This is a genomic window from Streptomyces sp. NPDC055103 (assembly GCF_053607625.1).
In genome coordinates this window covers 48,961-71,189 of record NZ_JBSGTX010000014.1, presented here as the reverse complement: position 1 = coordinate 71,189, position 22,229 = coordinate 48,961, and the positions used below count along the sequence as shown (strand labels likewise).

Here is a 22,229-nt window from a genome sequence, read left to right as displayed (position 1 = left end):
ACTCGCTAATTGTAGGCAACGAAGTGCATCTCCATCCCGATCCCTTCGAGATCTTGCAACGCTTCTGCTTCTCGCTTGATCGGGGCGCCGGATCGCATCGTCTGCTTTCCAACATTGATTCCATACTGGGTGCCATCTGGCCGTTCCACTAGGACATCTGGCCGACGAGAATTCTTGAATCCGCCAGGCGTAGCAAACTCCCGCTCAGGCAGCCTGCCACCTCCTGCAATTACCTGGCCATCCGTTACCTGGTCGCCAACCTCGGTAATCTTCAGGTTATGCGGACCGGTGCCAGCCGGCTTGGGCCCGCGCATCATTGCAGGCTTCCCGCCATTAGCGCAGTCGCATATCGACCTATGCCGAGGGACAGATCCACCGCAATTGTGGACGAGGACCGGCGTGGCACCCGCCAGCACATAGTACGTATGGAAGTCGGCGACCGTGAGGTTGCGGACGCCGGCGGTCTGGGTCCAGGCCTGGACCGCGGTGATCTGGACGTCGGTGCCGGCGCTGGTGCGGAGCCACTGGCCGGGCTTCAGGGCCTTGGCGTCGATCCACTTGTTGAGGGCCGGGATCCAGAAGGGGTGGCCGTCGGTGGCTGTGATGGGGGCCGTGGCCGTGCCCTTGGTGCCGTCGGTGTCGACCGTGACGCGGACGAGGTGCTTCTCGCCTTCGCCGACGATCGTCGCCGCGACGTCCTTGCCGGCGGTCTCGCCGGTCTTCTCGTCGGTGGAGAGGACCTTGTCGCCGGGCTTCAGGTCCTTGATCGGCTTGGTGGTGCCGTCGGCGAGGAGGACCTTCGTCTCGGGGGTGAAGCTGTTTCTGATGGCGCAGGATCCGGCCCCGCCGCCGTCGGATTTCTTCGCCGCGTCGGCCGCCACGTCGTCGGCCTTCTTCGCCGCGGATTTCGCCGCGTCGGCTCTCTTCTGCCAGGCGGCGTAGTCCTCGGCGTACTTCGCCATCGCCGCGGCCTCGTCGTCCGCCCGCCTCAGAGTGCTGACGGCCCAGCGGACCTCGTCCTCCCAGCGGTTGTACATCTTCCAGGCGGCTTCGAGCGCCTTGATCGTGCGTTTGGCCTTTCCGGCGAACGGCATTGCCGCGTCCAGAGCGAGCGATCCGCACGCCCAGACGTCGCCGCCGAGGCATGCCTGGATGTCGTCGAATCCGCTGATTCCCTTGGCGACCTCCAGAGCGATCTCGAGGATGATGTCCGTCTTGGACTTCTGGTAGATGACCGTCGCCTTTTTGACATCGTCCTCGCTGACACTCGTGTTCGGCGGGGGCGGCGGCGGGTCGGTCTTGTTGGTCTTTGCCGGGAGCTGGTACTTCTCGTAGTCGTCGACAGCCTTCGCGAACGATTTTTTGCCCTCGGTCTGTATCGGAGCTCGGCAGTCTCCCGCTCCGTCGCAGGACGCCAGACCCGACGGGTCCGAGAACGTGATGGGGCTGTTGTTCCCGTACGCGTACGGGTTCATCGTCTGCGACTCGGCGATGTCCATCAGCGGGTCGACCGAGATGAACCGGCCCAGTGTCGGGTCGTACTCGCGGGCGTTGAGGTGGGTCAGGCCCGTCGAGTCCTTGGTGCCGCCGAGGTAGCCCTTGTCATCCGGCCACATCGACGGGGCCGTGCCGCGGTCCTCGCCGAACGGCGTGTACTTGCGGCGCGTCACCGTCTTCGTCGCCGTGTCGACCGAGGTCGTCGAGGTGCCGTTGCGGTCGGAGAGCAGGTACGACTTCTTGATCGTGCCGCCCTCGGCGACCTTGACCATGGCCGGGCCCGCCGGGTGGGCGTAGTACCGGGTGGTCTTGGCGACGTTGCCCGCGGCGTCGAGCTTGAGCTCGGTGCCCGGCAGGTACAGGGTCGTGCCGGTGGCCTCCCGCTTGATGAGGCGGTTGCCGCCCGCGTCGTAGAGGTAGGAGGTCTCGTCGGTGCCGGCGGTCACCTTCTCCAGGTGGCCTTCCAGGTCCCACCGCAGGTCCTGGGTGTTGCCCTGGATGGTCCGGGTGGTGGTGTTGCCCGCGTCGTCGTAGCCGTAGAGGTCGTGTCGTTCGCCCTGCGGGCCGGTCGTGGTGACCTCGGCCAGGCGGCTCTTCGTCGGCAGCCCCGTCGCGTACGTGTAGGCGCGCTTCACGTCCTTCGTCGTGTTGCCGAGCGGGTCGTGCTTCGTCTCGCTGAGACGGTTGCCGGCGGCGTCGAAGGTGTACGAGTGCCAGTACGCGTCCGGACCGCCGACCTTCGGTGCCGAACCAGGCCCGGAGGCGCCGGGCTTCAGGGCGCAGGCGTCGCCGGCCGTCCAGGCGTCGGTCATCCGGCGCAGGTGGTCGTAGGCGAAGCACTGGACGTCGGTGGTGGCCGCCGTCGGGTTGTCGCCGGTCTTGTCCGTGATGCGGGTGACGTTCCCGGCGGAGTCGTAGTCGGTGAACACGTCGTTGAGCGTGACGGTGTCGACCGTGCCGACTTCCTGGTGGTTCGTCGTGCGGGTGACCCGGCGCGTCTGCTCGTTGAACTCGTTGCTGGTGATCACCGCCCGGCCGAAGGAGTCGACCTTGGTGCGTACGACATCGCCGAGCGAGGTGTACTGGGTCTCCGCGACGAAGGTGAGTCCCGCGACCGCCATGGAGTTGATGCCGTCGAGGGCGTTGTAGCCGATGGACACGCGCTCGGAGGGGAGCCCGCCGACCGCGGGGTGCGTGGTGGTCTGCGGAAGGCCTGTCCGCGCGGTGTAGGTGTTGCTGTACGTGTAGGTGCCTGCGAGCTTTCCCTCGTTGGCGGGGATCGTCACCGAGGTCGACTTCGGCCGGTACTCGGTGTCGTAGGCGTTGATGGCCTGGGTGTAGGCGTTGCCGTTGACGTACCGGGTCGACGAGGCCGGGAGGCCGAGCGCGCCGGGGACCGTGTCGTAGGTCTGCGACGTCAGCTTCGGGCCGGCGAGCGAGCCCTCGTGGGTGGCGGTGACGCGGCCCAGCGCGTCGTACGCCATGGCGATCGTCCGGGCCGGGGTCCGGCCGTCCGTCGTCGAGACGACCCGGTCACCCTGGTCGTACTCCATTGAGGACGTGCCCTTGTCGGGGTCCGTCGTTGTCTTCAGACGCCCGCGGGTGTCGTAGGTCTGCGACCAGACGTTGCCGATCTGGTCGGTGACCTTCTCCAGCCGGCCCTTGCGGTCGTAGCTGTAGTTGATCTTGTCGTAGGTGCCGGTGGGGCCGGTGCCCTTGAACTGGCGCAGCTCGGTCTTGCGGCCCAAGGCGTCCAGCAGTGCCATGGTCGGCGTGTCGCCGGCGGGCGGGTCGACGGCCGTCCAGTCACCGCCGTACGTGATCGTGGTCTTCCAGGTCTCGACGCCCTTGTTCCGGGCGATGGTGTCGACGGGGCGCCCGAGGCCGTCGTACGTCGTCACCGTGGAGGACGGGACGGAGTTGTCAGTGGGCGGGAACATCGTGGCGACCGGGCCGCTGGCGCTGTTGTAGTAGCCGGCGTTCTCCTTCCAGACCCGGCCGAGGCTGTCGTAGAAGGTGTCGGTGATGACCCGGCCGCCGTTCATCGCCGGGTTCTGGGTCTGCCGCAGGCGCAGTGCGCCGTCGTAGAAGTCGTAGGAGACGCGGTAGGTGCCGTCCTCCAGGAGCTTCTTGTTGGTGATGACGACCGGGGCGTTCTGGCCCACGGTGTACTCGAACTCCGCGTCGGGCGTCGTGGTGAGTGCGTCACGGTCGGGCGACCAGACCTTCTTCGTCCGGCCGAGCGCGTCGTACTCCATGACGGTCTTGCGGCCGTTGGCGTCGGTCTGCGCGAGCGGCAGGCCGCGGCCCGGGTCGAGTTCGGTGGTGGCCGTGTGACCGAGGGCGTTCGTGGTGACGATCTTGGTCACGACCGACCCGGACGCCGGCGTGTAGGCCGTCGTGGTGGTCTTGCCGTAGATGTCGGTCGCGGAGGTGATACGGCCGTTGGCGTCGAAGGCAGCGGTGCCCTGGGTGGTGTATTGCGGGACGCCGTTCGTGAAGTCGGAGAGGGACTCCGTCTTCACGACGTTGCCTACGGCGTCGTACTGGACCTTGGCGTCGGAGATGACGTTCTCGGGGCCGTAGATGACGGCGGCGTTACACGCCGCGGCGACGGTCTGGACCCTGGTCTGCTGGGACTTGAACCACTTACTGGCGTCGTCGAGGTACTCGTACCGGGTGCACGTGTCGTCGTTCGCGTCGGACGTGTCGCCCTTGTACCAGGTCCAGTTGATGCGGCCTTCGGTGTCGTAGTCGTGCTCGACGGCGGTCTTCCGCTCGCCGCGGTTGCCCGACAGGATCGTGCGGGAGGACGTCGCCTTCTGCCCCTGGACCCAGGACTCCAGGGGCGAGGCCCCGGTGGCCGAGCGGTTGCGGGAAGCGATCGGGCCTTGCAGGTACGGGGTGCTGATCGTCGCGGAGCTCAGCGCGCCGGAGACACCGTTGAAGTACTGCGTTTCCCTGACCTGGCCCGCGAGCATCCGGTGGTCGGCGACCGAACTGGTGTCGGAGGCTGTGATCGAGACCGAGCGACGGGTGCCGTTCTCCATGAGGTCGCCGTCGAGGCCACGGTAGAAGAGGGTCTCCGTGCGGGTGAGGACGTCAGGGGCAACGCCGTGGACGGCTTTCACCTTGGCGTAACCGCGGTAGACGGACCAGGTGCGGGCGGGCTTGTTGGTCAGCTCGCTGGCGTCGTCGTAGGCCCAGGCCGGGCTGCCGACGTAGGTGTAGTTGACCTCGCGGGTCGGCGAGGTGCCGTTCTTGTCCTCCTCGCGGACCTGGTCCACGCGGTACTTGTGGAACCAGTCCGTGGAGTACTGCTTCTTCAGACCCGTCGGATCGGTGGGGTCGTTCGTCTCGACGACCACCGGGAAGCAGCGCAGTCTGTTGTCGTCGGGAGAGGAGGGAAGGTTGACGGAGCCCGGGACGCTGGAGCACTCGGTGGGCGCGTACACGACCATCGTGCGGGCGCCGGTCTCCGTGTTGATCTGCGTCACGCGCCAGCGGAGGTGCGGCGGATTCCCGTCGCTGTCGTTGTCGACGCGGTTGGGCTTCTGGACGCCGACGAAGGTTACGGGGGGAAGGCCGATCGACGCACCGTTCTGGTCGGTGCGCTGGATGCTCTTGAGCCACAGGGGGTACTCGCCGTTGACTGCGCCGTCGCCCGTGGACTGGAAGGAGTGGTCGAGGGTCCAGGTGTCCACCGGGGTGGACACGCCGTTCTTCAGCACCTTGGTGGTGATGCTCTTCAGGAGCTTGCGGGTGAAGAACGTGGGCGAGTACCGGTCGGTGCAGGTCTGGCCGGACGCGCAGAGCTGGTCGGCGGGAACGTCGGGCCAGCTCTTGGCGACCTCGTAGGCCGCCGTGGAGGTGAGCTTGGCCTCGGCGCAGTCGAAGGTCGGCGTGACGATGCAGCGTTCCTTGGCGTCGTACGTCACCTCGGCGGGCGCTGCGGCGAACAGGTTGTCGGAACGCAGGCCGTACGCGGCGCGCTTCAGGTAGCCGGCACGGTCGTAGCCGCGGGCTGTCGAGGTGCCGGTGGTGGTGACGTTGGAGCCGTAGTAGTTGCGCTCCTTGGCGTACCAGTACGTGAGGGCGTTGCCGCGCGGGTCGACGACGTAGTCGAGGTTCCAGCGGTACGTCTGGTCACAGACCGAGGCCGCGTACGACGACGCGTAGCAGGGCTCGCCGTCGTGGTTGCCGTAGACCGGGACGTTGAGCGCCGAGTTGGTCTCGGCCTTGCCGGTCGCCCAGCCGGGCAGGTGGTTGAGGCCGAAGTGGTACTGCACGCCCTCGCTGTTGGTGACGACCCAGTATTCGCCCTCCTTGTCGCCGTTCTCGGCACCGGTGAGCAGGTCGACCTTGGAGCCGTCCTGGTTGGCCGGGTACCACTTCTTGTCGGCGTCGTTCAGGACCAGCGAGGTGGAGGAGCCGTTGAGGGAGAGCGTGACCATCGGAGGGCCGTGACAGAGGTCGCCCGTCGGGTGGGTCGTGGGGTTGTTGAACCCGCTGTTCTCCTTGCGGTCCTCGGCGCAGGACACGTACGTCCGCTCGATGAAGCTGGAGCCGGTGTCCCAGCCGTCACCGACCCACGACGGCTGCTGTGAGGTCGCGACTGTGCGCCCGTCGATGCTGCCGGAGTTGTAGCCGATGGAGAGGGACGGGCCGGGGCCGCCGAGGGATGCCGGGATCTCCATGGGGTACGTCCAGGAGAAATCACCGGTGGAGCCGCCGGCCGACCAGGAGCCCGTCGGGCTCAGTGACGTCGCTTTGAACGTGCCCTTGGAGCCGGAGGCCGAGGCCGTCGCGGCGAGGACGACCGCCCCGGAGCTGGCGGCGGCCGTGCTCGCGTCCGCGGTGTCCGCGCCTGCGGCGGAGCGAGCGGCGAAGGTGCCGGTCAGCGTCCCGGTCTCGGTGTCGTTGACGCTCGCCAGCGGGACGGAGCCCTGACACTCGGGCTTCTCGGGTGTCGTCAGCACACACGCGGGGCGCTGGCTGAACCGCAGCCGGGAGCCCCAGTCACCGCCGTAGGCGTGGGCGAAGGAGCTGTAGTCCAGCTCGACGGAGAGCGGATTGGTGGCCGTACCCCCGTCGGTGCGCTGGACGGACAGAAGGAGGCCCTGGACGCCCGCCTTGCGGGCCTTGTCCTGGCCGTGGACGGAGACCTTCGCCGTGAGGGCGGGCGCGTCGGCTGCCGGAGCGACGGCTCCCTTGGTCGCGGTCTTGTCGCCGAGCGCGAGACGCACGGGCAGTGAGCCCGCACGTGCCGAGGGGCCGACCGGTGCGGCCTTGTCCCGCTTGGTGTCGGCGCCGCGAGCGGCGGACCCGGCGGACTGGCCGGCCGCGGCCTTCGGCACGGTGGCCTCAGCCGTCGCCGGGGCGGGCCAGCGCACGTCCGGGGCCGCCTTCAGGGCCGCCCGGCTGCTCAGGTCCGGAGGCGTGGCCGGCGCCTTGGTGGTCGTGGGCGCCGCCGGGACGTCCGTGACCTTCTGGAGCTCGGGCAGGCCCCGCGACTCCGCTGCCTGGGCGGCCACGGGGGAGAGCGACGCCCCCGAGGCGATGACGGCCAGCGCGAGTGCGGAGAGCCCGGAACGCCATGTTGGAGATGTATGTCTGGAAAGTTTTCGCGCATGCCAAAGCGGCACGTGAACCCCCACCCCTGAAATCGTTGATCACGCGAACAGGTGCAACTTACGCAGGGCGATGAAGTGCAACAAGGGAGGTCTTCAGGCGGGCTTCTCGGGAAACGGCGTTTCGATGGGCAAATCAACACGATCTACTGACGAGCGCGCTGAGAGTTTGTCAAGTCGACCGAGCTCCTTGGCTCTCTGTCGGTCGGGCCTGCTAGAAAGCAGCCTGAACGATTCCGTTCGAGTTCCGGAGGTCGCGCCCGAGGGGGATTTCTCCCTGTAAATCAGGGGGGCGGGTGTTGGCCTCAAGTGCTGGAATTCATGATCGAGAATGGGATGGATCCCGCTCCATGAGACAGTTCATGTCGAGAAAGACCGACCCCGGGGGGGTCATGCGAAGAGGGATATCGGCAGTCGTCGTCGCGGCGATGTCCGCAGGCCTCCTCTCCGTGGCGACTCCCGTGTACGCCATGGCGGAGGCGCCCGCAGCCGATGCTCCCGCCACCTCACAGGCGGAGCGGGACGCCCGGGTGACGGCGCAGGCCCTCAAGGAGGCCAAGCGCACCGGCAAGCCCGTCGAGCTCGTGTCCCGGCGGACGGAGACCGACGAGGTGTTCATCAACCCGGACGGCACCGCCCGGGTCGACCGGTCGATCCTGCCCATCCGCGTCCGCCAGGGCAGCAAGCTCGTCGACATCGACCCGAACCTGGCGGCGGGCTCCGACGGCCGGATCGCTCCCAAGGCTTCGAAGCTGGCCGTCTCCTTCTCCGGAGGCGGTGACGACATCTTCGCCACCATGATCCGCGAGGGTCGGACCGTCACCCTCACCTGGCCGCACGGGAAGCTCCCGAAGCCCACGGTGAACGGCCGGACCGCCACGTACACCAACGTGCTGCCGGGCGTCGATCTCACCGCCACCGCGGATGACATCTCCTTCTCGCACGCGCTCGTCGTCAAGACGCCTGCCGCGGCCAAGAACCCGGCCGTCCGGTCCGTCGAGTTCGGGCTGAAGGCGCACGGTCTCCAGGTCACGCAGGAGGCCGCCGGCGAGATCCTCGCCACGACCCCGTCCCGCAACGCCCTCTTCGCGGCCCCGCAGCCGCATATGTGGGACTCCGCCGGCACGGACAGCACCACGTCGGGCGCCTCGAATACGGCCAAGAGCGCCAATGCGCCGGTGGCGCGGTCGCTCCAGGACACCCTCGAAGGCGCTGTCGAGGGCAGCAAGCGGGCCAAGCTGGGCGTGAAGCTCGGCGCGGGCAAGCTCACGCTGACCCCGGACGTCAAGCTGCTGGACGACCCGACGACTGTGTACCCGGTCGTCATCGACCCCGACTGGACCGATCCCGCCGCCAAGAACGCCTGGTCGATCGCGTACAAGAACACGGCCTACCCGGGTTCCGAGAACACCGTCTACTACAACGGCGGCACCCTCACGAAGGAAGCACGGGTCGGTGTCTCCATCGACTCGGCCAACGGCAGTACCTCCCGCGCCCACACCTACTTCCGCATCCCCATCGCGAACCTCGCGGGCAAGCAGATCATCCAGTCGACACTGCGAATGCTGCAGACGCACGCCGGCTCCTGGTCCTGCAATTCCGGTGACGTCCAGGTGAAGACCATCGGCGGCTCCCTGCCGGGCAACATCACCTGGAACAACCAGCCCGCGTGGGGTGCGCTCGCGGACGCCTCCGGGGAATCCTACGGAGGCCGCAACTGCCCGACCGACGACGCAGGCCTCGTCGAGTTCGATGTCAAGGGCGCGATCAACGAGGCCGTCGCCGACAAGTGGACGAGCTGGGCTTTCGTCCTGACCGCCAAGTCGACCGCCGTCGACACCTCGTGGCGCAAGTTCGACCCCGAATCCGTGCGGTTGTCAACGCTCTACAACACCCTCCCCACCAGGCCGACCCTGTCGATCGACCCGTCGGTCCCGTGTGCGGGCGGCATCATCGGCACGACCGACGAGATCGTCCTCACGGCCTCCAAGTTCAAGGACGCGGAGGACGTCGACCTCGACGTCGAGTTCAAGTACGCGCAGTACGGCAAGCCGGGGAAGACCGTCGTCGTGGATTCCAGCAGCGGGGGGACCGCGCGTCTCCGCATCCCCGCAGGGACGGTCCTGCCCTCCGCTCTGCACTGGTACGAGGCCGTCGTCAAGGACGGTACCGCCAACAGCCCGAAGGCCGGCCGCTGTTACTTCACCTACGACCGGACCGGGCCGAAGCAGGCCCCGAAGGTGAGCTCCCCGCAGTTTCCCGAGGACGCGGAGAAGGCCTGTGAGCCCGGCGTGACCGTCCCGTGCTCGCAGCCCGCACGCACGACCGGGTCGTTCACGTTCTCGGCGAACCCGGCCGCGGGCGAGGCCAACGACATCACCGAGTACGTCTACTGGACTGACTACGACACCGTGGAGAGGTCGGTGAAGCCCTCGGCCACCGGCGGATCGGTGACCGTCAGCCTCAAGCCGCTGAGCGCCGGTCCTCAGTTCCTCTACGCGCGCAGCGAGGACGCGGCCAACAACCGTTCCGCCGTCAGGAAGTACCTCTTCATCCCGGCGCGCCGCGCCGAGCGGGACAAGTTGGGCGACCTGAACGGTGACGACCTGGTCGACCTCGTCACGGTCGACCCGGGGTCGGGCAAACTCTGGACGTACCCGGGCCGTGGCGACGGCACGTTCGGTGCGGGCACTGCCGCCGTGGGCGAGACGTTCGCGGCGGGTACGGTGTCGAACGGCGGCAGCTGGGACGCCGAGGACGGGTACGAGGACATCGTGGCCCTCCGGCCCGCGGAGGATGCCCCGGAGACCTACGAACTGTGGGCCTATCCGGGCAACGGCGACGGCAAGTTGGAGGACGACAGCAACAAGCGGCAGAACCTGACGGTCGCCGACAACAATAACTGCCACGACCACACCACCCCCGGGGTGCAGTGCGACAACCACTGGCGCGACGGAGCCGAGATCGTCTCCGTGCCCAGCTTCAGCGACGACGACGGGCCCGTCAACGGTCCGGGCGGCCCGGACGATGTGCTCGACACCCACGACTTCCCTGACCTGCTGGTCAAGGAGGGGCCGTACCTCTGGCTCTACCTCGGTTCCAGGACCGGTGGCCTCCTCGACAACTTCGGCCCTCCGATCGCCCTCGGCAACGCCGACTGGCAGGACATGACCGTCATGACCCCGGGTGACCTCAACAAGGACGGTCTTCCGGAGATCTGGGCGCGGGACAAGGTCAAGGGCACGATCCACGAGTACAAGAGCCGTCGCGTCCCGAGTACGCCCGGGCAGGGCGGCGTCTTCGCCGATCTCACCGTGTACGGAGACGCCGCGGTTCGTCAGACCTCCATCGGCTCCGGTTTCAAGGGCACCGATGTCCCGCACCTGGCCACCACCGGAGACTTCGAGACCTCCGGCTTCGAGGGCTACGGCTTCGCGGATCTCTGGTCGAGGGACGGGTCCGGCCGCACGGTCGCGTATCCCGGCCAGGCGCCCGTCAACGGCTCGTCGTTCAAGGCGTCCCGCTACATCGCCACCACCGGCTACGACTGGGCCGACTGCAAGAGCTTCGCGCCGGCGACCGGTACCACTCCCATCCCCGTCTGTGGTCCGATCCTCGGCAAGTACGAGGCTCTCGGGACGACAGCCTTCGGTAAACCGACATCCGGCGTGACCAACGTCAGCGACGGTGGCCGGTACGTCAACTTCGCCCAGCCGGGCACCACGGCGACCAACCGCGCCATCTCCTGGAGCAAGACCACGGGCGCCTGGGCCGTTTCCAACGGCGTCTTCACCCGGTGGGTCGCCGCCGGGCGGGAGACCGGAACCCTCGGCTACCCGACCGCGGACGAACGGCAGACCGGGGTCCAGGGCGGCACCTTCATCACCTTCGCCAAGGCGGGCAGGCCGGGCGCCATCTACTGGCGGGACGGCATCGGCTCCGAGATGATCACCGGTGCCATCTACAACCAGTACGTGAGGCTCGGCGGTGTCCGGGTCTTCGGCTACCCGACCGGCGACGCGGCGGCGACGACGCCCGCCGGCCTCGTCCAGCACTTCCGCTCCGGCACGTCCACCACGGACAACCACTCCTTCTACTGGAACAGTGCGAACGGGGCGTGGCCCGTCTCCGGTGCGATCCGCACCCAGTGGCTGAGCAAGGGCGGTCACACCGGCACCCTCGGATTCCCGATCTCGGCCGAGGAGAACGTCTACGGTGGCAGGCGGACCAGGTTCCAGGGGGGCTATGTCCGCTGGAACCGGGAGAGCGGCCACGTAGCGGAACACGCCTGGACCGACCGGACCGCGCACCTGCGGACCGACCTGGCCGGCGACTTCGACGGTGACGGCAAGACCGACGTGTTCACCGTCTACGACTACGAGAAGGGCGGCATCGGTCTCTACGTGGCCAAGGCCAACGCGGACGACGGCCACAACCCGCCGGTGGAGTACTTCGCCACGGACGACCCGGGCGACTGGTACTACGACAGCAGCAAGTGGGCCTCCGGCGACTTCGACGGCGACGGCCGCGACGACCTGGTGGGCTTCTACGGTTACGGCGACGGAAGCGTCAAGGCGTTCTCCTTCCTGAGCCAGGCCAAGGGCGGCCCCGTCCAGCGCACCAGCATCGCCCTGCCGACGGGCCAGTGGAACTGGTCCAGGAGCACGATGCTCGCAGGTGAGCTCAATGGCGACGGCCGCGACGACCTCGTCTTCACCTACGATTACGGCGACGGCGTTCTGGGCGTCTTCCGGGCGCTGTCCCGGGCCGACGGAACTTTCGAGAACCCGGTGATGTCGTTCAAGACCGCGACGGGCTCCTGGTACGCGTCCTCCGCCAGATACACGATGGGGGACACGAACGGCGACGGCCGCGACGACCTCGTCGCCTTCTACGGTTACGCCTCGGGTGAGTCTCGTCTCTTCACCTTCACGGCGCAGGCTGACGGCGCCCTCGGCTCCTTCGTGGGATCCTGGTCCGCGCCGGCCGGCGCCTGGGAGCGCGATCGGGTCAAGATGACCACGGGCGACTTCGACAAGGACGGCCGCGACGATCTCACGATCATGTACGGGTACGACGACGGGCGCACCGAGGTCCGACTCTCCCACGCCCGTGCGGACGGCGGCTTCGACGGGTTCGTAGTTCCGTACGCCACCGAGCCGGGCGGCTGGTACTCGCCGAGCACCGGGAACCTCGTGACCGGTGACATGAACGGCGACGGTCGCCCGGACGTCTCCGTCTCCTACAACTACGCCGTGGGTGACACGTACTTGTTCACCTTCCACGGCAACGCGGCGGGGACGATCGACAAGGGGGCGCGCGGCTGGTATGCCCCCCCTGGCACCTGGTGATGTGACACACCGGGCCCTCAGCGCATGACAAGGGCCGCACCCCACTCAGGGGCGCGGCCCTTCGAGTGCCTTACGGCGACGGTCCGGCGTCTGCTCCAGCGAACCCGGTCGGAACGACCTCAAAGGGATGGCTACGGCGGACCAGATCCGGCGGAAAAGGGAAGCCACCAAGAACGAACTACGCCGGTCCGGCGCGACCTCGCCGGCCCTGTCCTGCGCGTTGCCGTGGTGAACTCGTGCACCCGCGGGCGCGGCAGGGGATGCGGCGGCTCTGAGCTGCGGTGATGTGCGTTGCGTTCCGCAGGGGTCGGGGAAGCGTTTTCAGCAGCTCCTACGAGAGGGCTCTGACCTGCGGCGATGGGGTTTTCTACAAGCCCCCTCGCACTCTGCGAGCGTGCCGTCGAGCAGTACGTACTCGGGATCGGTCTCCCGCAGGATCCGCAGCAGTCCGGGTGCTCGGCGGGATAGGTGATCGACGGCGGCGGTGACATAGGCGTGGGCAGTGCCGACGGATATGCCGAAGCCTGCGGCGATCTGTGTGAGGGTGTCGTGCCGGCGGAGGTAGACCAGGCCGACGAGGGCCCGCTGGTGAGGCGGGAGCTCGCATCGTCGGTCACCCTCACAGGTGACGATGAGCATCGTGACCCACTCGACCAGGGCGTGAGGCAGGTCGAGTGCGGCAGGATACGGAACCAACGAGGCTCCTGTGCTGATGAGTTGAGACGTCGAACACCTCTCTCAACGGCACGGGAGCCTCGTACGTTGCGGACCCAAGCCCGCCACCCGATCAGTGGCCACCTGAAAGAGCTCAGTGAGCCTCTTTCATCCTATCTCTGTAGAGTGAAATGGCAGGTCAGCAGGGGTGCACAACGAGACGAGGCTCCTGGTCGTCGCGGCGGGGTTCTCTATGCACCAGGCATCGTCCGAGGAGCCTTGCTTGGCCCCGTATCGTGCTGCGGTCGACGTCCCGCATGAGCTGGTTGAGCACGTTTCCTGGCTCATCTACGCACGACGGTGTGGACGCCGTTCGCGGTGGCGGAAGCTGGGGTGCTTCCAGCAGGCCCTGCTCGCGCTGGTGCACCTGCGCAAGAACGAGACGCTGCCCGCCCTGGCAGTGGGCTTCGGCATTTCGACAGTCACTGCATGGTGCTACGTCGACGAGACCCTCGACGCCCTCGGGGCATGGGCGCCTGGCCTGCATGGGGCCCTGACCGGCCTGGGCGAGGGCGACCACGTGATCGCCGGCGCCACCGTCCGCACCCCATACTACCATCACCGCGGACAGCCCGAGCACTACCAGCAGTTCAACCGCGACCACGCCCGGCTGAGGGCTCCAGGAGAACGGGCCTTCGCGCAGCTGAAGTCCTGGCGGCTGCTCCGACGAGCCAGGTGTTCCACTCGCCGCATCGGCACCATCGTTCAGGCCGTCCATACGCTGCTGACCTGCAGCTATTCAGGATGAAAACGGCTCACTGGGTAGAGGGGGTGACATCGGCCGGACGCCATGACATGGTCAACTGCCATATAGTTTGCTGAATTTGGGGGCATTGTGGGAGCTGGACCCATTGTTGTCGTCCTGGCGGTGGCGTGGCTGCTCGTGGCGCTGATCCCGCTGCGCTCACCGTCCGCACGCAAGGGCCTCGGGGCATTCGTCCTCAGCGTGTCGGTCCTCGCCGTCATCGGTGCCAGCGTCCTGGCTGACCAGGACGAGAAGAGCCCGGACTACACCGGAACCTCGCCCGCGGTCCTCGCCATGTTTGCTGTCGGCCTGATGGTCGCTCCCGCCGTCATCGCCGCGATCGTACGCTTGGCCCGGGCCAGCGGCACCAACTGAACCTGTTTCATCCCGCCTCTGAGGGGCTATAAGGCCTGGTCAGCTGGGGTGGTGACGTGGCAGAGCCCCCGGTCGTTGGCGGTGTTGATTCCACTCGACACTGCCGACAGCCCGGGGGGGGGGCTCTGTTGGTTCCGTATCCTTCCATGCTCGACGTCCCGTACGAGCTGGTCGAGCATGTCTCCTGGCTCATCTACGCCCGAAGGCGTGAACTGAACTCGCCGTGGAGACGACTCGGCTGCTTCAAGCAGGCCCTCCTCGCACTGGCCCACCTTCGCAAGAACGAGACGTTCGCCCAGCTCGCGGCCGGGTTCGGCGTCTCGACCGCGACGGCCTGGCGTTACGTCGACGAGACCCTGGACGTCCTCGCGGCCTGGACGCCGGACCTGCACGAGGCCCTGACCGGCCTGGGCGAGGGCGACTTCGTCATCGTCGACGGCACCCTGATCCCCATCGACCGGATTGCCGCGGACGAGCCGTACTACTCGCAGAAGCACCGCAAGCACGGCATGAACGTGCAGGTCATCGCGCGACCCGACGGCACACCGCTGTGGTTCTCCCGCGCGACGCCGGGCCGCACCCACGACCTGACCGCGGCCCGCGCCCACGGCATCGTCCAGGCCTGCCTCACCCGGCAGATCCTCGTGCTCGCGGACCGCGCCTACCAGGGCGCCGGCGCCACCTTCCGCACCCCGTACTACCGTCACCGCGAACAACTCGCCCACTACCAGCAGTTCAACCGCGACCACGCCCGACTCCGAGCACCCGGCGAACGCGCCTTCGCGCAACTGAAGTCCTGGCGAATCCTCCGCCGGGCCAGATGCTCTACCCGCCGCATCGGCACCCATCGTCCAGGCCGTTCACACGCCGCTGACCTGCAGCTATTCAGGATGAAAAAGCTCAGTGAGCATTTTCAGCGCGGCCACTGATCAGGTGACGTCGGTGAGGTCGAGGTGAGGGCCGCAACGCACAAGGCTCCCGTGCCGTTGGGGGAGGTGTTCGAAGCCTTAACCCGCCTGCACAGGAGCCCTGTTGGTACCCTATCCTGCCGCACTCGACCTCCCGCATGCCCTCGTCGAGTGGGTCACGATGCTCGTCGTCACCCGTGAGGGTGACCGATCCGCAACTGGGCGCCGGGGTGGGGCCGTTCCTTGCGGACGATCAACCGTATTCCCTTCGGCCGGCCCTTGAGGCAGTCGCCGGTGATCTCGGCGACCCAGGCCCCGTCCCGGATCTCGCCGCCGGGCTCGGTCGCTGCCGTCCAGGCCGTGGCGGGGACCTTGAGTACGGCCTGGTGAATCTGCTCGGTGATGGTCATACCGACCGAGTACAACAGCCACCGGCCGCGCTGGGCGAGCCAGGCGACGAACTCGTGGGTGCCGCCGCCGGAGTCGGTACGGATCAGCGTCCGGCGTCCGCGCCGGTGCTTCTTCGGCAGCTGTGCCAGGGCGAGTGGGGCCGTTTCGATATGGTCGGCGGCGGTGTTGCTGCCGGCGTTGCCCGGCCTGGGCAAGCCGGCCACCGGCTCCCCGGACCCGCCGCTTCCGTGATCGACGAAGGCCATCAGAGGGTGGTGTCCGAAGGTCTTCTTCCAGGTCGCGGTGGCGTCCTGTTTCTCGGAGTGGGCCAGCACGAGCACCCCGTCCAGGTCCACGATCACCTGCCCAGCGGCGTCCGGAGCCGCGTTCTTGGCCGGATTCCAGACGCGCTCGCGGGCTTCGGCCCGAGCGGCCCGTATCGCGGCCAGGGCCTTCGGCCCGGCAGCGGCGAGGGTGTCGACGAGCCGGGAGACGGTCGGGTCGGAGGCCACCGGCCCGAACACGCCGGGCTCGGCCCGCAGCATCCCGACATCCGCGAGGCAGTCCCCGCCGAGCGCGACCCGCGAGGGCCACGTCCAGCAGGATCTTGCCCGGATCGTGCACCGCCCGCGGACGTCGCCACGGCGTCAGTGCCGCCGATATCGCCTGGTCCAGTCCGGCCTTGCGGACCGTCTCGACCAGCAGCACGGCCCCGGCCTGGGACACCACCGCATGACCGCCGCCCTCAACGCGGACACGCGGATAGGACCCGATACGCAGCTTCACCTGGGAAGTGCCTCCGGCTGGTGCGGGAACAAGGACCTCGACAATCCTCATTCTCGCTGATCAGAGCAATGCCGGTGAGTTAACGCGTCGGTGCAGGTCAGGCACTTGATGGTGCGGGGTTTGGATGGGAATATCCCTTGGTGACGTTCCGTGATCCGTCACTTCTGGTGATGTGTCGCCGGAGGCCGGACACGGCAACGGAGCTCCCTGTAAGACAGAAGATCGACCAAGATCCGACTGTCCGCGAGGGAACTCCGTTGGGTGTTCAGTGTGCCATCGTCCGCATGCCGTCTGCCATCGCCGAGGGCAGCCAGGCCCCGTTGAACGGGCTGGTGGCGCCCTCGGACCGGCGCTTTGGCGAGCATATCCGTCTCGGTGTGCTGACCGAGGAGATCCGTCCTGAACTGGTGGACGAGGTCGTGGAGTTGACCGGCTGCGGCGAGCGTCGTCGCCGGTTGTTGCCGGCCCGGGCGGTGGTCTACTTCGTCCTGGCGTTGTGCCTGTTCAGCAGCTCTGACAGTGCGGGGCCGCCGGGATACCGGTCGGTCCTGCGCACGTTGACGGAGAAACTGCGGCATCTGCCGGGCCTGTGCGTGCAGCGCTTGCCCACCAGTTCGGCCCTGACACGGGCCCGGCAGCGGCTGGGCGACAAGCCGTTGCAGGCGCTGTTCGAGCGGCGGTGCGGCACGCTGGCCGCAACCCTCACGCCGGGTGCGTTCGCCTTCGGGCTGCGGCTGGTCGCCTGGGACGGCACCGCGCTGGACGTCCCCGACACCCCGGCGAACGCCGCTGAATTCGGCTTCACCGGCAAGGGCGGGGTCAACCAGAGCGGACACCCGCAGGTCCGACTGATGGCGCTGACCGAGTGCGGCACCCACGCTCTGGTCGATGCGGCCTTCGACGCCGTGGCCGGATTCAGCGAGCACAAGCTCGCCCGCCGGCTGCTGGCCTCCTTGCGACCGGACATGCTGCTGCTGGCCGACCGCAACTTCGCCGGATACCAGCTGTGGGGCCTGGCCCGCGCCACCGGCGCCCACCTGGCCTGGCGCATCAAGAAGAACCTGGTCTTCGTGCCGCTGCGAGTGCTGTCCGACGGGTCCTACCTGTCCATCATGCGCACGCCCGCGGAGAACATCCGCCACGGTCAGGCCCGCGCGGCCGGACGCACCCTGGCCGAGCCGCCCCGGGGACACCTGGTGCGGATCATCGAGTACACCGTGACCATCCGCCCGCAGGCCGGCCCGCCCCGCACCGAGACGTTCCGGCTGGTCACCAGCCTGCTGGACCACCGCCTCGCCCCGGCCCACCAACTGGCGACGGCCTACCACCAGCGGTGGGAGATCGAAAACGGGTTCGCGGAACTGAAGAACCGCCTACGTGGTGCCGGATTCATCCTGCGCTCCAAGGCGCCCGAGCTGATCTGCCAGGAGATCTACGCCCTCCTCACCGTCTACCAGGCACTGTGCGCACTTCAGACGCGCGCGGCAGAACACGGCGGGACCGATCCCGACCGGATCTCCTTCACCGTCACGGTGCAGCTCGCCCGGCTGGCCGTCGCCGCCCAGGCCGCAGCCGACGCCACCACGCTGGACACCGCCCGCCGCGAGGTCACCACAGAGCTGTTGGCCGCCCTCCTCCCGCCCCGCCGCAACCGGCAGTGCCAGCGCATCAAGAAGCCGTCCAAGAACACCTTCGAAGTCAGAAAACGAGACCAGCCCCGCACTCCCAGTAACGTCCGCTACACACTCAAAGTCACCAAACACCCCACCTGACCTGCACCGACGCGTTAACTCACCGGCATTGCTGATCAGAGGCACTTTCTGCCGGCCGCGTTGTGAGCTCGTGATCCATCCGATAGCGTCGATGGGCCAGTAGTTGGGGGAAGGGCAGGGGGGAGCGGGCGCCATGGCTATCTTCGAGGCGCTGTCGTCGGCTCTCGGATCTTTCACCGCCCTCGTCACCAACTGGCCAGGGCCAAGGAATCGGCATACCGCCCGTCGCGGACTGGTCCACAGGACCGATCCGCCGCCCATCACCAACCACGGGACAGTCACCGTGACAGGCGACACCAATCGCGTCGTGGTGCAACACGCCACCGGGAGCTTCTACATCGCCCAGGTGTCCGGCGACCAGTCCGAACTGGACAGCACCGTGGCACGAGAGCTCCCGGCTGGCTGGGTCGAAGCACTCGACGAACTCCCTCCCGACGAGCGGAGGGAAGCGGCCCGGCGCATGTGGGCTGTCCAGGTGACTCGCATTCGCCAGCACTCGCCCGAGTCCCACAGCGATGAGTCCGACGTAGAGAGCACTGTGGAACGGCAACTGCCGACCGGCTGGCTCGAGCACCTGGACAAGCTCTCGCCTGAGCAGCGGCTTGCGGTGGCAAAGAAGCTGTCCGAGGCCTTGGACAGCGGGATCTCCCCGGACCTGCAGCCACTTAGGCGTGTACCCCTTCCCGACTCACTGGTCGTTGCTGACCCCATGAGCCAGGGCGTCGACCTCCGCTTCACGGATCCGCCAGAGCCGTTGTCACTGGAAGAGAGTGCAGCGGTCGCCGATCGATCCGGGAACAGCATCGATCATGCTCTCGCCATGCTCTTCCTTCGCCTCGGGCCTCCGCCCGAACCGACCGAACTTGACTACGCGCCCGCTGGCAACGGCGGTGGAGGGGTCCAGCAGTGACCACAGAGGACATGGGGGCACTGCCCGTCCCTCAGATCCCAGAAAGCGATCCTGTGCTGTCCGCTGGGCTGAGCATCGCGAAGCAGTGGGGTGCGGTTCTCGATCCTGGGCAGCTCGATGTCGCTCTCAGGGCGCTGGAGCCTCAGCTGCGCCGCGAGCACAAGGAGCGCATGTTCCGGCTGGAGATGCAGCGGGAGGCCGTCGAGCAAGCGGCGCGGGAGATGCGCGACGCCGCCGCCCACAAGCGGTACCTGGCCGGCTTGATCGCGGGCACGGTCGTCGCGATCACCATGCTCGGTGCCGGGGTGTACGTGGCGAAGGACTCCTGGTGGCTGTCGGTGCTTTTGTGCGGGCCGAGCCTGCTCGCGCTGGTGAAGATCTTCGTCCTCCGCCGCAGCGATGCGGGAGACATGGATGCCGTGTCGGGCGCGACTCGACGCGGCATGAACGCTGCTGGAGGGGCTCAGCCTCCTCCCCCGCCCGTGGTCTGAGACTGCGCCATCGTGGGACTGTCTGGTCGCCTCCACGTGCAGCTCTTGCTCAGGGGGTCGGCGACAGGAACGGCCGCGATCGGCCGGTCACACGTGAGGCAGTGCACGCGGGGCAGTTTCATCACACCGGCCAGTGCGGCGGTGCAGGCCCCGGCCCCGCCAACGGTTCAGCCCAAGCCCCATTCCCGGGCGAACATGTCGGCCGGCTCGGCGTAGTACGCCTCGGTCTCCTCGTTGATCCGTTCGCAGATGCAGCGGAGTTGGCCATTAGGCCCGGCGGGCTGTGCTTCCTTGCACTCCTCGTAGCACTCTTCGTCGGGCTGCGGGTACGCCATGACGGGGGCTCCTTCGCGGTCCTGATCCCGTGGGCCGGGATCTCCTGTCCTACCCGCGCCCGGGACAACAGAGGGCACTATCCGGCCTTTTCACAACCGCGGGGCTCGCAGCGGCCTGGTGACCGGCGTCGCGACCCCGGTGCACCGCGGCCGCTCCACCGCGACGTACGAGATCGTGATCACGGACGAGGCGGACAAGCGGGTCTGCACGGCCCGGCTGACCTGCATGCTCCGCGAGGTGTCCGCCAAGGACGCGGAGAACCTCCCCGGCGCCTCCGCCTGACGCCGCCAAGATCGCCCACGCCCCCGGCACGTTGATGAGGCTCGTTGAATTTCCACCCGATGCTCAGAGATTCCCCAGGCCTGCTCACACTTCTCCCCATCCGCAGCGCGTTGGCCTACGAACGGATGTCACTCAGGAGGGGCCGCTCGATAACCAGCCCAGCCCGAGCTGGAACGGCCGATGCTACGGCTGCTCGGTTGCCGCCGGCAGGTTGTGCCATGCATGTCCGCAGGCGCCTTTGCAGTACCTCTCGCGGCGGCGAGTGTCAGCAACGGCGAACACGGAAACGAGGACGCGGAACGCCTTGACGTGTTCGGCGGAGGGCAGGCCCGCGAACCCGTAACGGGGTGGGTCCATGCAGATCATGACCGAGGGGTTAGCCGTGGGCTTCACACCAGACCGCGCCACCCCCGCAGGGCCATCCGCAGCTGTAATGTGCGCCTGCATCGCATAGCCAGCGACTTCCTGTAGAACCATCTGCTGGCGTCTCGGGGCAAGGTCGGAGAACCAACTCACACCAGCGTCCAACGTGCGGAGCCCCTGGGCGATCTCGTTGACGACCCGCTCGATCTCGCGCCGGAAATAGCGGCCGTCGTCGCTGCTCGGTTCAGTCATCGCTGGATGATTTCACGACGCTGATTCCGGGCGAGGGCCAGTACCAGCACCCGACACAGCACGGGCGACCCCGGCCACCGTTGCCTCCGGCAATCAAGCGGGGAGCGAAGAGCAACACTGGCCGATTTCACAGATCCTCATCAACGTCACCCACGGTGACGGCCGGGGGCGTCGCGTTCCCCAGGTTTCCCGCCCCACCCTCAACTCCCGTACCGCCGCGCCCCCTTGCCCTTCCGGCCCCTCAGCCGCTTCACTGGCGCCCTCCCCCACAGGAGAGCGCCCGCCCACCACACACCGAGGGGTTCTTCTTGACCGCCGTACGACGTGCCACCGCCGCAGCCACCGCTGTCACCGCCGCGGCCTGCGCTGCCGTCCTCGCCACCGCGATCCCGTCCGCAGCGATCAACTCGTACAACGCCACACCCGCGCCCGAGCGCACCGAGGTCGGCGCACTCGTCGCCACCTGGGACAACGACGACGACCCCGCGACGCCCGACCGGGTCGACTGGGTCTGCTCCGGCACGATGATCGACGCGGACACCTTCCTGACCGCCGCGCACTGCACCACCGACTGGCCGGCGAACGTGAGGTTCTACGTCTCCCTCGACCAGGACGTGCAGGGCGGCCTCGACCGGGCGGCCGCCGAGCACCCCGGCGACCCGGCCGCCCAGGCGCGGGCCGTCGCCGTCGAAGGCGCCGCGCACAGCCACCCGGCCTACCCCGGCCCGGCCTCCGACACCCACGACATCTCGGTGATCCAGCTCCCGGCCGCGCAGGTCAAGGCCCGCTGGTCGTTCACCCCGGCCGCGCTGCCGAAGGCGGGCGCGCTCGGCGCACTCGGCCCGCAGGGGCTGAACGACACCGACTTCCTCGTCGCCGGCTACGGCACCCAGGAGGCCCGCCGCGGACCCGGTGGCCACACCCACCCGGGCGGCGGCGTCCGCATGAAGGCGCCGGTCGAGTTCGACGCCCTGAACGACGCCTGGGTACGGCTCGCGATGACCGCCCCGCAGGGCAACGGCGGTGCCTGTTACGGCGATTCGGGCGGCCCGAACTTCGCCACGCTGAACGGGAAGCTCACCCTGGTCGCCACCACGATCACCGGCGACACCCCCTGCTACGCCACCAACGTGGTGTACCGGCTCGACACCCCCGGGGCCCGCGACTTCCTGAAGCCGTTCGTCCAACTTCCGTGACCCACCCGCCTGTTGTACTCCATGTACGGAACGCCTAGCGTTCCCCTCATGGGGCTCCCGCGGCGCACGTCGGCCAGGACCGCCCTTCGCGCGGCCCTGGCCGTCTGCGTCCTGGGCGCGTTGGGCGCCCTGCCCGGCTGGGCTTCGGGGTTGCGGGCCAGGTGCTAGCGGAGCGCCTCGTCGCCGTCGAGGGTGTCCATTTCGGCAGTGTCCCACTGGGGTGCGGAAGGC

10 protein-coding genes and 5 pseudogenes are annotated in these 22,229 nt (G+C 68.0%); 10 read left to right on the top strand and 5 right to left on the bottom strand.

The window, feature by feature from the left end:
- Nucleotides 1–5: 5 nt before the first annotated feature.
- Entirely contained in the window at nucleotides 6–7,031 is a 7,026-nt protein-coding gene (locus ACWFR1_RS12025; RefSeq protein ID WP_453549468.1) for a polymorphic toxin-type HINT domain-containing protein, read from the bottom strand.
- 524 nt (nucleotides 7,032–7,555) lie between these two features.
- Between ACWFR1_RS12025 and ACWFR1_RS12020 the strand changes: the two genes are divergently transcribed.
- The gene (locus ACWFR1_RS12020) at nucleotides 7,556–12,478 is read left to right on the top strand and encodes an FG-GAP-like repeat-containing protein (RefSeq protein WP_453549466.1); all 4,923 of its coding nucleotides are present in this window, start codon (nucleotides 7,556–7,558) and stop codon (nucleotides 12,476–12,478) included.
- A gap of 378 nt (nucleotides 12,479–12,856) precedes the next feature.
- On the opposite strand, the pseudogene ACWFR1_RS12015 reads toward ACWFR1_RS12020, so the two are convergent.
- Nucleotides 12,857–13,174: pseudogene (locus ACWFR1_RS12015) on the bottom strand (helix-turn-helix domain-containing protein); the annotation flags it as partial.
- Nucleotides 13,175–13,385: 211 nt separating this feature from the next.
- Between ACWFR1_RS12015 and ACWFR1_RS12010 the strand changes: the two are divergent.
- From ACWFR1_RS12010 to ACWFR1_RS11995, 4 genes and pseudogenes are all read left to right on the top strand, one after another.
- Nucleotides 13,386–13,940: a transposase family protein gene (locus ACWFR1_RS12010; protein WP_453549617.1), complete on the top strand. Its 555-nt coding sequence runs from the start codon at nucleotides 13,386–13,388 to the stop codon at nucleotides 13,938–13,940.
- Between the two features lie 87 nt (nucleotides 13,941–14,027).
- Nucleotides 14,028–14,312, top strand: coding sequence for a hypothetical protein (locus ACWFR1_RS12005; RefSeq protein WP_453549464.1), 285 nt, complete (start codon nucleotides 14,028–14,030; stop codon nucleotides 14,310–14,312).
- A gap of 146 nt (nucleotides 14,313–14,458) precedes the next feature.
- Nucleotides 14,459–15,206 (top strand): annotated as a pseudogene (locus ACWFR1_RS12000) (transposase family protein).
- A gap of 138 nt (nucleotides 15,207–15,344) precedes the next feature.
- Nucleotides 15,345–15,431 (top strand): annotated as a pseudogene (locus ACWFR1_RS11995) (IS5/IS1182 family transposase); the annotation flags it as partial.
- On the opposite strand, the pseudogene ACWFR1_RS11990 reads toward ACWFR1_RS11995, so the two are convergent.
- Nucleotides 15,415–16,396, bottom strand: a pseudogene (locus ACWFR1_RS11990) (IS1380 family transposase); the annotation flags it as partial. The pseudogenes ACWFR1_RS11995 and ACWFR1_RS11990 overlap by 17 nt on opposite strands.
- Nucleotides 16,397–16,680: 284 nt before the next feature.
- On the opposite strand from ACWFR1_RS11990, the gene ACWFR1_RS11985 reads away from it, so the two are divergent.
- The 3 genes from ACWFR1_RS11985 (at nucleotide 16,681) to ACWFR1_RS11975 (ending at nucleotide 19,569) form a co-directional block, all read left to right on the top strand.
- Complete coding sequence (locus tag ACWFR1_RS11985) at nucleotides 16,681–18,168, top strand: IS4 family transposase (protein WP_453549461.1); 1,488 nt, start codon at nucleotides 16,681–16,683, stop codon at nucleotides 18,166–18,168.
- A 133-nt stretch (nucleotides 18,169–18,301) separates the two neighbouring features.
- On the top strand, nucleotides 18,302–19,078 hold the full coding sequence (locus ACWFR1_RS11980) for a hypothetical protein (RefSeq protein ID WP_453549459.1): 777 nt from the start codon (nucleotides 18,302–18,304) through the stop codon (nucleotides 19,076–19,078).
- Complete coding sequence (locus tag ACWFR1_RS11975) at nucleotides 19,075–19,569, top strand: hypothetical protein (RefSeq protein ID WP_453549456.1); 495 nt, start codon at nucleotides 19,075–19,077, stop codon at nucleotides 19,567–19,569. Before ACWFR1_RS11980 ends, ACWFR1_RS11975 begins: the two co-directional genes overlap by 4 nt.
- Before the next feature lie 167 nt (nucleotides 19,570–19,736).
- Here ACWFR1_RS11975 and ACWFR1_RS11970 read toward each other — a convergent pair whose 3' ends face one another.
- Entirely contained in the window at nucleotides 19,737–19,904 is a 168-nt protein-coding gene (locus ACWFR1_RS11970) for a hypothetical protein (RefSeq protein WP_453549454.1), read from the bottom strand.
- 91 nt (nucleotides 19,905–19,995) lie between these two features.
- Between ACWFR1_RS11970 and ACWFR1_RS11965 the strand changes: the two are divergent.
- Nucleotides 19,996–20,187 (top strand): annotated as a pseudogene (locus tag ACWFR1_RS11965) (hotdog fold thioesterase); the annotation flags it as partial.
- Between the two features lie 183 nt (nucleotides 20,188–20,370).
- Here ACWFR1_RS11965 and ACWFR1_RS11960 read toward each other — a convergent pair.
- Entirely contained in the window at nucleotides 20,371–20,802 is a 432-nt protein-coding gene (locus ACWFR1_RS11960) for a DUF5958 family protein (RefSeq protein WP_453549452.1), read from the bottom strand.
- Between the two features lie 308 nt (nucleotides 20,803–21,110).
- On the opposite strand from ACWFR1_RS11960, the gene ACWFR1_RS11955 reads away from it, so the two are divergent.
- Entirely contained in the window at nucleotides 21,111–21,998 is an 888-nt protein-coding gene (locus tag ACWFR1_RS11955) for a trypsin-like serine protease (protein WP_453549449.1), read from the top strand.
- Nucleotides 21,999–22,229: the final 231 nt, after the last annotated feature.